Raw genomic sequence first — 12,476 nt, 5'->3', positions numbered from 1 at the left:
TGGGCTGCTGGTTTAGCCGTAGACAGGGAAGCGTGCGGTCAGGGCGTTGACCTTGGCGCGCACTGCGGCGATGTTGGCCTCGTCGCGCGGATTGTCCAGCACGTCGGCGATCAGGTTCGCCGTGATGCGGGCTTCTTCTTCCTTGAAACCGCGTGTGGTCATGGCGGGGGTGCCAATGCGCACGCCGCTGGTCACCATCGGCTTTTCAGGGTCGTTGGGGATCGCGTTCTTATTGATGGTCATGTGGGCAGCGCCCAGCACGGCCTCGGCTTCCTTGCCGGTGATTCCCTTGGCACGCAGGTCGACCAGCATCACGTGGCTTTGGGTGCCGCCAGACACGATGCGCAGGCCGCGTGCGGTCAGCGTCTCGGCCACGACCTTGGCGTTCTTGGCCACTTGTTCCTGGTAGGCCTTGAACTCGGGCTGCATCGCTTCCTTGAAGGCCACGGCTTTGGCTGCGATCACGTGCATCAGCGGGCCGCCTTGCAGGCCAGGGAAGATGGCGCTGTTGATGGCTTTTTCGTGTTCTGCCTTCATCAGGATGATGCCGCCACGGGGGCCGCGCAGGCTCTTGTGCGTGGTGGAGGTCACCACGTCGGCGTGGGGCACGGGGTTGGGGTACACACCGGCGGCGATCAGGCCAGCGTAGTGGGCCATGTCTACCATGAAGATCGCGCCGATTTCCTTGGCGATCTTGGCAAAGCGGGCGAAGTCGATGTGCAGGCTGTAGGCGGATGCGCCGGCCACGATGAGCTTGGGCTTGTGCTCGCGGGCCTTGGCTTCCATCGCGTCGTAGTCAATGGCTTCGTTGGCATCCAGGCCGTAGCTGACCACGTTGAACCACTTGCCCGACATGTTCAGCGGCATGCCGTGTGTCAGGTGGCCGCCTTCGGCCAGGCTCATGCCCATGATGGTGTCGCCGGGCTTCAAGAAGGCCAGGAACACGGCTTCGTTGGCAGATGCGCCGCAGTGGGGCTGCACGTTGGCGGCGTCGGCGCCGAAGATCTTCTTGACGCGGTCGATGGCCAGTTGCTCGGCCACGTCCACATGCTCGCAGCCACCGTAGTAGCGCTTGCCGGGGTAGCCTTCGGCGTACTTGTTGGTGAGCTGGGTGCCTTGCGCCCACATCACGGCGGGGGAGGCGTAGTTCTCGCTGGCGATCAGCTCGATGTGGTGTTCTTGGCGGGCGTTTTCAGCCTGGATGGCGGCAAACAGCTCGGGATCGGTTTGTTCGACAAGAATATTGCGGTCGTACATGATTGGCAGTCCTATGAACTTGTGTCCCTTGAAACAAGGGCTGCCCAGGCGAACGGCTGAACGCACGGGGCTTACCCCCTGCGGCACGCTTCCCAGTGGTTCACAAGAAGTAGGTTCTTGCTGGTTTCCACGTCAGCGGCAACATCCAGTGACTGAATGCAGCGCCTATCGCCAGTCGCGTACTTCGCTAGTGTAGCCGACACTGCGCAACCGGCGTACTAGGCCATCAGCTTGGCGCAAAGGTCGTTGCCAGGGCGCTGGGTGACCTGCCTTTTTAGAGGCTAGGCGTCAGCAGTGCCACCTTGTCGCTGGCTGCTGCCGGGGGCGTGATGCGGGGCGCTGCTGCGGGAATGCTCTGCACCGGAGCCTGTGTGGACAAAGAGGGCGGAGGATTGAAAGGCACCGCGCGGCCACCCGCCACCTGGCGCAGGCGGAAATGTTCTGCCATCACCTTGGCTGCATAGCCGCCATCGTCGGCCATGTTGCCCGCGCCCACATAAAAGCGCAGGCCACCTTCGAGCGAGCCAGCGCGGGCGATGCACTCCTGTAGCACCTTCACACCCACCCGCAGGTTGCTCACCGGGTCAAAGGCGGCAAAGTGGCCACCAAAGTTCTGGTACTTGTCGGTGTGCACGCGGGTCATCACCTGCATGAGTCCTTGTGCGCCAACGGCGCTTTCGGCAAACGGGTTGAAGCTCGACTCGATGGCCATGATGGCCAGGATCAGGGTGGGGTCGATCTTGGCACGGGTGCCAATCTCGTAGGCCTCGGCTACCAGCGCGCTCAGGGGCTCGGGTGCCACACGGTATTTTTTGCTGAGCCAGAAGGCCACCGCAGCCTGTTCCTTGGGCAGGTCCTTGGGGTTGACGGCCGTGGCGCGCTCGCTGGCTTCCGGTTCGATGGGCATGCCTAGCACCTCCACCTGGCGGGCCTGCAGCCAGTTCATCAATTGTTCTTCACCCGCCTGGCGCAGATCGGGCCGTGCTGTGAGCGCAATGACGACAAAGGCAACGGCCAAGCCGATGAGGGCAAAGCTGTTATGGGTGATTTCAAGAAAACCTTCGGTCACGTCGGCCACGAAGGTTCGCACGCCGGAGACTATTTTTCCTGACGCTGTCATAGCTCTTCCTTTCTGAGGCGGGCCAGTGGAGCGGCGCAGTCGCGGAGGACTGTGCTTTTCTGGCAGATCGCCTGGATTGGTACGCCATCAAGTCCGGGCTGCACGTCTGTGGAGTGCTTGGCGCCCTGAGTTGACTTAGCCGGGTTCGGCAGCGATTGGGGTTTGTACTAGCCCCGTTTTTGGGGCTGGCGGATTCTAGAAGCTCACTAAATGCATAGTCAATACTAACAAACAAATTTTTAAGACATATGAGTTATGAAAAAACATGTAAAAAAGCACAGTTTGGTGCTTCGGAGCGCGGTTTTGCGCTGTGGGTAGGCAGGGGGCGGCAGACATCAGCATGTCAAATTCAATCGGGCTTTTCGCAGCCATTGAGAATTCGATTTGAGTTGACGGGATGAGTTTGATAAGGTGGAGGCGCCTGTAGATTTCAGGCATCGCCAGACGAAGCGAAGTCTCCCTCCGAGGGCATTCAGTGCCAAGGTGCAGCAGATACCGCTTCCATGGCAACCCCTGGAGGCAATACCTTGCCTCCTCGCCATGTGGACCTTTCTCTCCGCATAGCGACCGATGGCAAAGACCGTTGTGTCAGCCGTCAAGCCCGGCGGGCAGGCCCTTCAGGCACTGCTCGTCGGGCTTTCTTGTTGGTGCTTCGCCATGTGTGTGGGCGGCACTGCCTTATATATAGATAATGGGGGCTGTTCCCTAGAGCGGCGACCCTTCGCCCGGAGTGTCGCGCGGCGTCTTCGCAGAGGTCCATCAGCGGGGCGGCCTGTCTCGCAGAGCCTTGTGCCAGATCACCCTGCAGGTGTTGATGAGGCACCCCGCTACGGCCTGCTGGCCCAATCCGGTGAAAATAGCCCCTTTGTTGCCCTCGCGTGCGCATGGTGCGGTCGCTCGGGCACGGCCCCAGGCACTGCGCCTGGGACGCCTTCGTTATCCATTGGATCCATGTTTCCATTTTTTTCCCGCAGCAAAATGTCCGACGCACCTGAAGTGAATCCGGCCCCGGCCAAAACCCACGAGCCGCACCCGCTCGATGCGCTGACCGGCGGCGCTTTTTCTGCCGCCACGTCGGGTGAGCGCGCCTCCCGCATCCGCGACTGGCTGGCCACGCAGCCAGCGCCCGAGCAACTGCAAGAGGTGTTCAAGGAGTTGAGCGGACGTGACAAGGGTGCAGCCCGCGCTGTGCGCGAACGTCTGGATGAAATCCGCCGTGCCAAGGGGCAGGAAGCCATTGCTGCCGAATGGGCTGACAAGGCCCAGGCCCTTCTTGCAGCCTCCAAGCTCAATATTGCAGATGCCCTGGCCTGGCAGCGTGATGCCGCCAAGGCAGGGGCGCCGCTGTCGCGCGAGCCGCTGTCGCTGCTCAAGGTGCAGCTGGCAGACCGTGTGAAGGTCATCGAAGACCTGCAACACCGCGTGCAGGTGCAGCGCGAAGCCGCCGTGCTGTTGGCGCAGCGCATCGAAGTGCTTTCTACCAAGCCTTGGCGCGACGCCCATGCCACGCTGGAGCTGCTGCGCGCCGATGTCGCGCGCTGGCAGGAGCAAGCTCAGGAGCTGACGGGTGACGCGAGCTGGGCGAGTGTCGAGGCGCGGTTCCCCCCTTTGCTGGATGCATCGCGCACCCAGTTGCTGGTGGTGTGGGAGGCTTTTCAACCCGCAGTAGCCCAGGCCGCCGCAGCCGCAGAAGATGCCTCCGCGCCGCTGCCACCCGTGCCGGTGTGGGCGGACGAGTTGCGCGCCGCGCGTGGCCTGCCTACTGAGGCCGCCGCCGCTGCGGCCGCTTCCGCCGCCGCCAGCAAGCCAGCGCGTGCCGCCAAGCCCAAGGTGGCGCCAGAAGTGATCGAAAAGGCGCACCAACTGGTGCGCGATGCGTTGGCAACGCTCGAAAAAGAAACCGCCGAAGGCCATGGCAAGGCCAGTGCTGGCGCGGCAGCAGCACTGCGTGCCGTGCTCAAGGTACATGGCAAACACATTGACAACGCCCTGGAGCAACAGGTGCACACGGCGCTGGTGGCTGCGGGTGAACTGGAAGGCTGGCAGCGCTGGAGTGCAGACCAGGTGCGTGAAGACTTGGTGGCCAAGGCTGAGGCCCTGCTCAGCCGCCCTGAGGGTCAGGCCCTGGGTGGCCGCAAGATGCAGGAGACCCTGCGCAATCTGCGAGACCAGTGGAAGCAAGCAGACCAGGGCGGCGCCCCCAACCACGCTCTCTGGAAAAAGTTCGATGAAGCCTGCAACGCCGCGCACAAGGTGGTTGAGTCCTGGCTGGACAAGATCCGCGCCGAAGCGGCTGAGCACAAGGCCCAGCGCCTGGCGTTGATCGAAGAGGTCAAGGCCTGGGCGCAAGAGCATGCTGCGTCGGGCGACTGGAAGTCCATCAACCGTGCGCTGTACCAGTTTGGCGACCGCTGGCGCGAAGGCGGCCATGTGGGGGAAAAAATCTTTGCCGAACTGCAGCCGTTGTGGAAGCAGGCCATTGCCCTGGCTGCTGCGCCGCTGGAAGCAGCACAAAAGGAAAGCCTGGCACGTCGCCACGCGATGATTGACGAAGCCACAGCCCTGGGCGCTGCACCGTCGCTGCGCGTCGATGCCGTCAAGGCGCTGCAGCAGCGCTGGCAAGCCGAGGCGCAGGCGGTGCCGCTGGACCGCAAGCATGAGCAAAAGCTGTGGGACGCGTTCCGCAAGCCCATTGACGAAGCGTTCAACCGCAAGTCGGCAGATCGTGATCGCGCTGTCACCGAGCTGAGTGCGCGGGACCGCGTTGTTCTAGATGCATCGAAGGCCCTGGAGGCTGCCAACGCCACCGGTGACGCGCAGCAAATCCGTGCTGCCATGCAGGCGCTGGAGGCCGCATTGCGCGGCCAGGCACAGGCGGCCGAAGCTGTCGCTACGGCCAACAAGGATGCACAGTCGCACGCCGAAGCGCAGGCGAATGCTGCTCCAGTTGCGGTTGAAGGCGGAGTTGATGCGTCTGTGGATGCCGCCGAAGGCGGTGAGGTTGCCGCGCCTGCTCCAGCACCTGCGACTCCCAAGCCTGCTGCACGACCTGTCGTGGCTGTGCGTGGGGATGATCGCCCTGGCATGAAGAAAGACGCTCCGGTTGCCCCTGGTCGTGGTGCGCGACCCGGTGACCGCCGTGATGGTCGTCCTGGCGACCGTGACGGTGCCCGTGGCCCACGCACTGATGGCCGCATGGGAGATCGCGCCGACCGGGGTGGCCGTTTTGGTGATCGTCCGGCGTTCGAGGACCGTGGCCCCCGTCTGGGTGACACGGCCTTCCGCGCTCAGCGTGAGGCGATGGAACACGCGCAGCTGGCTCTGAAGAAGTTGGCCGCGCAGGCCCATGGCGAAGCCCTGACCCAGTTATTGACCGCATGGGAAAAGCGTGATGCAGCGCAGGTGCCCGGCACGCAAGACCTGGGTTCGGGTGTGACGGCGTCGGTGCGCAGCGCCTGGACCCAAGCGCTGTCGGCCGCACCCAAGGGAGATGCGGCAGAAGCGCTGCTGCGCCTGGAGATGGCGGCTGAGGCCCCAACGCCAGCGGAGCACATCGCCGCGCGGCGCATGCTGCAGCTGCAGTTGCTCACACGCCGCAACGACCCCGCGCCGGCCCAGACCTGGGGTCTGGATGTGGCGCGCGTGCTGACGAGCGCCAGCGATGCTGCCAACGCACGCCGTTTGCAAAACGTGCTCAAGACGCTGCTGCGCAAGTAATCGGAGGGCTGGGGGTGTGCGCACTGCGGTGCGTGTGCCCGCAGCGCAGCAGTCAGAACAAAAGACGAGATCTCTGGCGGTCTCGTCTTTTTTCTTTGGTGGCCTGAAAACAAAAAAGCCGTTGCAGTTGCAACGGCTTTTTATGTGTTTGGTGCCCAGGAGAGGACTCGAACCTCCACGATGTTACTCGCTAGTACCTGAAACTAGTGCGTCTACCAATTCCGCCACCTGGGCTTTCAGATCAGCCTCGAATTATAGGACAAGAAATTCGGGCTTTCGGAAAGTTTGCAAAAAAATATGCCGAACGCTTCAAATGGAAAGCTGGCAGCAGGCGATGCCAAGCGCATCGGCAAATAAAAAAGCCGCTGTGGGCACAGCGGCTTCGATATTTTGAAAACCATCACTGGTTCTCGTTAAACTTGGTGCCCAGGAGAGGACTCGAACCTCCACGATGTTACTCGCTAGTACCTGAAACTAGTGCGTCTACCAATTCCGCCACCTGGGCATTTCAGGAAAGACTAAGATTGTATAACAAAAAATCCACCCTCGGCACGCAGCCGGCCACACATTTGTCGCAAGAGATCGAAGGCAGCGTGCAGGGGCACCGTGATGGACACGGTTTCGTCATCCGCGACGATGGCGAAGGCGATATCTATATCCCCCCGAACGAAATGCGCGCTGTCCTGCACAAAGACCGCGTGCGCGTGCGCATCGTCCGCCAGGACCGCCGTGGCCGCCCCGAGGGGCGAGTCGTTGAAATCATTGAGCGTCCACCCCAGCCCATCATTGGCCGACTGCTGCAGGAAAGCGGTGTGTGGCTCGTTGCGCCCGAAGACAAGCGCTATGGCCAGGATGTGCTGATCCCCAAGGGCGCCACCGGCGCCGCGAAGCCCGGGCAGGTCGTGGTGGTTGAGCTGACAGAACCTCCTGCCTTGTTCGGCCAGCCTGTGGGCCGTATCACCGAGGTGCTGGGCGAGGTGGATGACCCCGGCATGGAGATTGAAATCGCCGTGCGCAAGTACGGCGTGCCGCACGAGTTCTCCGCCGAGTGCCTGGCGCAAGCCAAGGAACTGCCCGACAAGGTGCGAGCGCAAGATAAGAAGCGCCGCGTGGACCTGACCGATGTGCCTCTGGTCACCATCGACGGTGAGGACGCTCGCGACTTCGACGATGCCGTGTACTGCGAGCCCGCCAAGGTCGGCCGCAGCAAGGGTTGGCGCCTGCTGGTGGCTATTGCCGATGTGAGCCACTATGTGGAGACCGGCAGCGCCATCGACATCGATGCCTACGACCGCGCCACTAGCGTGTACTTCCCGCGCCGCGTGATCCCTATGCTGCCCGAGAAACTCAGCAACGGTCTGTGCTCGCTCAACCCCGAGGTGGAGCGTCTGTGCATGGTCTGCGACATGCTGGTCACGGCCAAGGGTGAGGTGCATGCGTACCAGTTCTACCCGGCCGTGATGTTCAGCCACGCCCGCTTCACGTACACCGAGGTGGCGGCCATCCTGGCCAACACGCGCGGCCCCGAGGCCAGCAAGCGCAAGGACCGCGTGAAGGACCTGCTCAACCTGCACGACGTGTACCGCGCGCTGCTCATCGCGCGCCAGGCGCGCGGCGCCGTGGACTTCGAGACCACCGAGACGCAAATTGTTTGTGACGAAAACGGCCGCATCGAAAAGATCGTGCCGCGCACCCGCAACGATGCGCACAAGCTCATCGAGGAGGCCATGCTGGCCGCCAACGTGTGCAGTGCGGACTTCATCGCGCAGGGCGGCCAGCCGGGCCTGTTCCGTGTGCACGAAGGCCCCACGCCCGAGAAGCAGGAGATCCTGCGCAACTACCTCAAGGCCATGGCCGTGGGCATGACGATTGGCGACGACCCGAAACCCGGTGACTTCCAGGCCATCGCCACGGCAACCAAGGACCGGCCCGACGCTCAGCAGATCCACACCATGCTGCTGCGCTCCATGCAGCAGGCCATCTACACGCCCGTCAACAGTGGGCACTTTGGCCTGGCGTTCGATGCCTACACGCACTTCACCAGCCCGATTCGGCGCTATCCCGACCTGCTGGTGCACCGCGTCATCAAGGCCATTCTGAGCAAAACGAAGTACGCGCTGCCGTCCTTGCCCACACCCGGCGAAGCCCATGCCAAGTTGGCCAAGCGGTTGGCGGCCCGCGTGGCGGCACCCGGCACTAAGCCCCGCAAGGATGTGGCACCGCCAAGCCGCGACACCCAGGCCTGGGAGGCCGCTGGCCTGCACTGCAGCGCCAACGAGCGCCGCGCCGACGAAGCCAGCCGCGATGTGGAAGCCTGGCTCAAGTGCAAGTACATGCGCGAGCACCTGGGCGAGGAGTACAGCGGCGTGGTCAGTGCGGCGACGAGCTTCGGTATCTTCGTGACGCTGGATGCGATGTACGTCGAGGGTCTGGTGCACATCACGGAGCTGGGCGGCGAATACTTCAAGTTCGACGAGGCGCGCCAGGAACTGCGTGGTGAACGCACAGGCATCCGCTACGCCATCGGCGCGCGGGTCCGGGTGCAGGTCAGCCGTGTGGACCTGGACGGACGCAAGATCGACTTCCGCCTGGTGCGTGAGGGCGAAGAGCTGCTGGGCCGCGCGCTCAAGGACAAGGGCGCGGGCGCCGAGGGCGCTGGTGGTGGTGCCCGCAAGGCGGGTGGCCGCTCCGGCGGACGCAAGTCCGACAAGGCCGCAGGTCCATCTGCCACGGAGCAAGCAGGCCTGACCCGCGAGCGGGCCGCGCGTTCGCCGATCCAGTCGCTCAAAGCATCGGTCAAGAAGGCGGTGGCGGGTAAATCCAGCAAAGGCAAAGCGCGCAAGCCACGCCGGGGCTGAGGTCGCCGAGCTGGTGTGCAAAGGACTCTCCAGTCCGCCTCCTCACTGCTACTTAATTGATAGCTGTTGGCGCATATAGAACATGCGCTAGCGGCTATTTTTTATTGAAATGTGCATGCTTGGCGCTTTGAGGTGTGCTCAATTGCTCCAGAAAGCGCGCATACCGTTGTGCCGTGTCGGCGGGGGCTTCCATCATGGGCAGGTGCCCAATGCCAGGCAGCGCCGCGATCTGCGCCTGCGGCAGCAACTTCTGCACCGTCTGCAGGCCAGAGCGGTCGAACACGCGGTCGCTGTCGCCCCACAGGACCAGGGTGGGGTGTTGCTGCAGGTGGCCCAGGTGTTGTTCCAGTAGATAGCGGTCTTTCAGCTGCGCGTCCCACAGGCGGGTGTTGGATGTGGCGTTGTGTAGCGCGTCCTGCTCGGACGCGTGCAGGATGGGGTAGGGCAAAAAGGGGCGCTTTTCAAACACCAGATCCATCATGGCGCCGAAGGCTGCGGCATCGTGGGCTACCAGCGGGCGTTGCCCGGCGTCGATGAGGCGGTCCATGGTGCTGGGCTGGGGTGATCGGATGCCGTGGGGCGCGCCGATGAAGGCCACGCTGGCTACGCGCTCGGGGTACTGCAGGGCAAAGAGCGCTGCGATGGTGCCACCCATCGAGTTGCCCGCCAGATGCACTTTCGCAAGGCCGAGCGCGTCCAGAAACGCGGCCAGCCGCGTGACGTGGGCAGCGTAGTCGTAGGGCTGGTCGTCCCGCCGCGTGCTCTCGCCAAAACCCGGGATATCAGGGGCAATCACCCGGTACTGGCCGGTGAGCGGTCGCGCAAAATCCACCCAATGGTCCTTCTCCGCAAAAATGCCGTGCAGCAGAACGATGGGTGTGCCAGTCCCGGTGTCAGTGCCGTGGCCCGGCGCGGGGTTTGGGGGCGTGCCGTTGTCCAGGTAGTGGATGGCGTGCATCGCCGCGTCGGTGGTTTTTTCTTCCAGACCGGACAGATGGCGATTGGCGCTGAGCAGAGGCTCTTTGAACAGCGAAGGTGCCCCGTAGTAGAGGCCGACCATGCCCAGTACCAGTGCCGTTGCGACAGAAATAACGATGCGTTTCAAAAAGCGTTCTCCAGGAAGATGGCGGTGTGCATGCCAGTGGGCCGCTGCTTCAACACCTGCTCGACCCACGGCGGGAGAGGCAAGGCTACGGAAGCCGCGGTAAAAAGACTTGTAGGTTTGGGCTATGTCGACACGCAACACACTGACCCTGGGCACTGACCGGGCGCTCTATGTCGGAGAGATCCCGGCCACGGGCTGGCATTGCCATGCGTCGCCGGTGCTGCTCATGGGGCTCTCGGGTCGGTTCGCCGTGCACTGGGGGGCGGGGCGTGTGGAAACCTGCCACAGCGCGCTAATCGATGCGGGTGTGGAGCACCTGTTTGACCCTTGCGGCGAGACGGTTGCCCTGGTGTACATGGAACCCGATTCGCACGAGGCGCGCGGCCTGCGGGGGCTGTTCGGGCAAGAGGAGGGGGGCGTGGTGCTGGATGTTGCAGCTCCTGTGGGTGCACGCAGTGCCATGGAGGGTTATCTGCATCACTTCGACCTGCCCTCCTTGCTGCGGTGCCCGCTCGATAGCGAGGTGGCGCCTCTGGACCCACGCGTGGCGCGCAGCCTGCATGTGCTGCGCCATCCGCAAGCGGGGCGGGTGGCACGCGGTGAGCTGGCCTCGGGCGTTCAGCTTTCAGCGTCGCGTTTCAACCACCTGTTCCGTGCCGAGATGGGGGTGAGCTTGCGTACTTATCGGGTCTGGTCTCAGGTGCGGCTGGCCATGGCGGGGCTGGCCGTCAGCCCGCGATTGACCGATGCAGCACTGCACGGCGAGTTTTCTGATTCGGCCCACTTCAGCCGCATGTTCCGGCAGACCTTTGGCATGACACCGTCGAGCGTGCTCAAGCCACTCCGGCAGGTCACACTGCTGCGTTAGTGCTCAGCCGCCCACGCGCCCTGCCAGCACGCTGGCCGTCAGCGTCTGGCACGCTGGCCAATCATCAGCCGCCAGGCCATGCTGGTACACCGCTTCACTCGCAGCGCGCAAGGCGCTGGCGCCGGCGGCCAGGTGGGCGCCCACCATGCCTGCCAGTACATCGCCCGTACCCGCTGTGGCCAGCCGCGCGTTGCCTGTGGGGTTGATGGCCGGAATGTGGTCAGGTGCAGCAATCACGGTGCCCGAACCCTTGAGCACGGCCACACAGTTGAACTGGTCTGCCAGCTGCTGCGCGGCATCCAGCCGATTGGCCTGGACTTCGGCCGTGGTCAGGCCGAGCAGGCGGGCGGCCTCCAGTGGGTGGGGCGTCAGCATCGTGGGTTGCCCGTGCTGTCCGCGTGCCACCACCAGTGCGTGCAGTGCGGCCTGGGTGGCGATGGTGTTGAGCGCGTCGGCATCCAGCACCAGGCGGGCCGCGCGGGTGATGACCTCGGGCAGCACACGCGCGATGGCCTGGCCGCCGCCACAGCCGCAGACCACGGTGAGCTGCTCCAGCGCCAGTGCATCAAAGCGGCGCAGCATCAGCTCTGGCTGCTGCAGGTCCAGTTGCAGATGCCCGTTGTCCAGCAGTGCCACCAGCACCCGGCCCGCGCCGCTGTGCAGGGCGGCCGATGCGGCCAGCAGGGCGGCGCCCGCCATGCCCATGCCGCGCTCGGCCAGTCCCTCGCCGCCCACCACGGCCACGTCGCCATAGCTGCCTTTGTGGCTGGCATGGGCGCGGGGGGCGGGCAGGGCGGGGCCGGAAAGCCAGGCGTTGGGCGGCTTATGCCCGGGTGCTACGCCCAGATCATCCAGCCAGACCTGGCCTGCAGCATCCCGCCCGGCGGCGGTGAACAGGCCGGGCTTGAGGGTGAGCAGACTCAGCGTGTGGCGTGGCGGGGGGGCGTGATGGTGCAGGTGGGGTGGGGTGTTGGGTGCAAAGCCTGCAGCAAACTGGCCGGTGTCGGCGTCCAGCCCGCTGGGCAGATCCACAGCCAGCACGGGGGCGGGGCTGCGGTGTAGGACTTGCAGGCAGGCCTGGAGCCGTGCATCGGGCGTGCGTGCGGGGCTGTGGTGTGAAGAAGAGACACCAATGCCCAGCAGCGCATCAATGCACAGGTCGCTCGCACCCAGGTCGTCGGGTGCGGTGTCGGCCCAGACCACGCCCGCGTCCCGTGCGCGTTGCCACGACGCCCTCGCATCTGCCGGGGCCGTGTCGGGCTGGCCCAGCCAGGTCACTACGACCCTGCGGCCACTGCGCTGCAAGTGCATCGCAGCCTCCAGCCCGTCACCGCCGTTGTTGCCGGGGCCGCAGGCAATCCACACCGTGCGCGCGTGGGGCGCCAACGCCTGGGCCAGCCGCGCCACGGCCAGACCGGCGCGTTGCATGAGTGCGTGCGGGGGCAGGGCGGCCGCTGCCGCTTTCTCCAGGCGGCGTGTGGCTGCTGTGTTGAACAGGGGGTGGGGTTGGTGGGCGGTGATGCGGTGCATGGGGCTGCATGGGGCGATAGG

7 protein-coding genes, 2 tRNA genes and 1 riboswitch are annotated in these 12,476 nt (G+C 64.4%); of the genes, 3 read left to right on the top strand and 6 right to left on the bottom strand.

What is annotated here, in order from left to right:
* Positions 1-12: 12 nt before the first annotated feature.
* Both glyA and OIN59_RS13500 read right to left on the bottom strand, forming a co-directional pair.
* Entirely contained in the window at positions 13-1,257 is a 1,245-nt protein-coding gene (gene glyA / locus OIN59_RS13505) for a serine hydroxymethyltransferase (protein WP_274111085.1), read from the bottom strand.
* A 35-nt stretch (positions 1,258-1,292) separates the two neighbouring features.
* A riboswitch (ZMP/ZTP riboswitch) is annotated at positions 1,293-1,446 on the bottom strand.
* Positions 1,447-1,531: 85 nt separating this feature from the next.
* Complete coding sequence (locus OIN59_RS13500) at positions 1,532-2,377, bottom strand: lytic transglycosylase domain-containing protein (RefSeq protein ID WP_274111083.1); 846 nt, start codon at positions 2,375-2,377, stop codon at positions 1,532-1,534.
* Positions 2,378-3,328: 951 nt separating this feature from the next.
* Here OIN59_RS13500 and OIN59_RS13495 point away from each other — a divergent pair.
* Positions 3,329-6,094, top strand: coding sequence for a DUF349 domain-containing protein (locus OIN59_RS13495; RefSeq protein ID WP_274111081.1), 2,766 nt, complete (start codon positions 3,329-3,331; stop codon positions 6,092-6,094).
* Between the two features lie 149 nt (positions 6,095-6,243).
* Here OIN59_RS13495 and OIN59_RS13490 read toward each other — a convergent pair.
* Positions 6,244-6,328: transfer RNA gene (locus OIN59_RS13490), tRNA-Leu, on the bottom strand.
* 186 nt (positions 6,329-6,514) lie between these two features.
* Positions 6,515-6,599, bottom strand: a tRNA-Leu gene (locus OIN59_RS13485).
* Positions 6,600-6,618: 19 nt separating this feature from the next.
* On the opposite strand from OIN59_RS13485, the gene rnr reads away from it, so the two are divergent.
* Positions 6,619-8,952 (top strand): ribonuclease R, encoded by a 2,334-nt coding sequence (rnr, locus tag OIN59_RS13480; protein WP_274111079.1) that lies wholly within the window; start codon positions 6,619-6,621, stop codon positions 8,950-8,952.
* A gap of 94 nt (positions 8,953-9,046) precedes the next feature.
* Here the strand turns inward: rnr and OIN59_RS13475 are convergent, their stop codons facing one another.
* Positions 9,047-10,057 carry an alpha/beta fold hydrolase gene (locus OIN59_RS13475; protein WP_274111077.1) on the bottom strand — a complete coding sequence of 337 codons (1,011 nt, stop codon included), beginning with the start codon at positions 10,055-10,057 and terminating at the stop codon, positions 9,047-9,049.
* Between the two features lie 124 nt (positions 10,058-10,181).
* Between OIN59_RS13475 and OIN59_RS13470 the strand changes: the two genes are divergently transcribed.
* Entirely contained in the window at positions 10,182-10,925 is a 744-nt protein-coding gene (locus tag OIN59_RS13470) for a helix-turn-helix domain-containing protein (RefSeq protein WP_274111075.1), read from the top strand.
* A 3-nt stretch (positions 10,926-10,928) separates the two neighbouring features.
* Here the strand turns inward: OIN59_RS13470 and OIN59_RS13465 are convergent, their stop codons facing one another.
* Positions 10,929-12,455, bottom strand: coding sequence for an NAD(P)H-hydrate dehydratase (locus OIN59_RS13465; protein ID WP_274111073.1), 1,527 nt, complete (start codon positions 12,453-12,455; stop codon positions 10,929-10,931).
* Positions 12,456-12,476: the final 21 nt, after the last annotated feature.

This window comes from Acidovorax benzenivorans, assembly GCF_028680575.1.
Classification (GTDB): domain Bacteria; phylum Pseudomonadota; class Gammaproteobacteria; order Burkholderiales; family Burkholderiaceae_C; genus Acidovorax; species Acidovorax benzenivorans.
Note: the sequence above shows the minus strand (reverse complement) of the source record. Positions and strands in the feature narration are given on the sequence as shown.

What these genes read in the sequence shown, in the direction of transcription:
- glyA (WP_274111085.1), bottom strand. Translation starts at nt 1,257, where the DNA reads ATGTACGACCGCAATATTCTTGTCGAACAAACCGATCCCGAGCTGTTT.
- OIN59_RS13500 (WP_274111083.1), bottom strand. Translation starts at nt 2,377, where the DNA reads ATGACAGCGTCAGGAAAAATAGTCTCCGGCGTGCGAACCTTCGTGGCC.
- OIN59_RS13495 (WP_274111081.1), top strand. Translation starts at nt 3,329, where the DNA reads ATGTTTCCATTTTTTTCCCGCAGCAAAATGTCCGACGCACCTGAAGTG.
- OIN59_RS13470 (WP_274111075.1), top strand. Translation starts at nt 10,182, where the DNA reads ATGTCGACACGCAACACACTGACCCTGGGCACTGACCGGGCGCTCTAT.
- OIN59_RS13465 (WP_274111073.1), bottom strand. Translation starts at nt 12,455, where the DNA reads ATGCACCGCATCACCGCCCACCAACCCCACCCCCTGTTCAACACAGCA.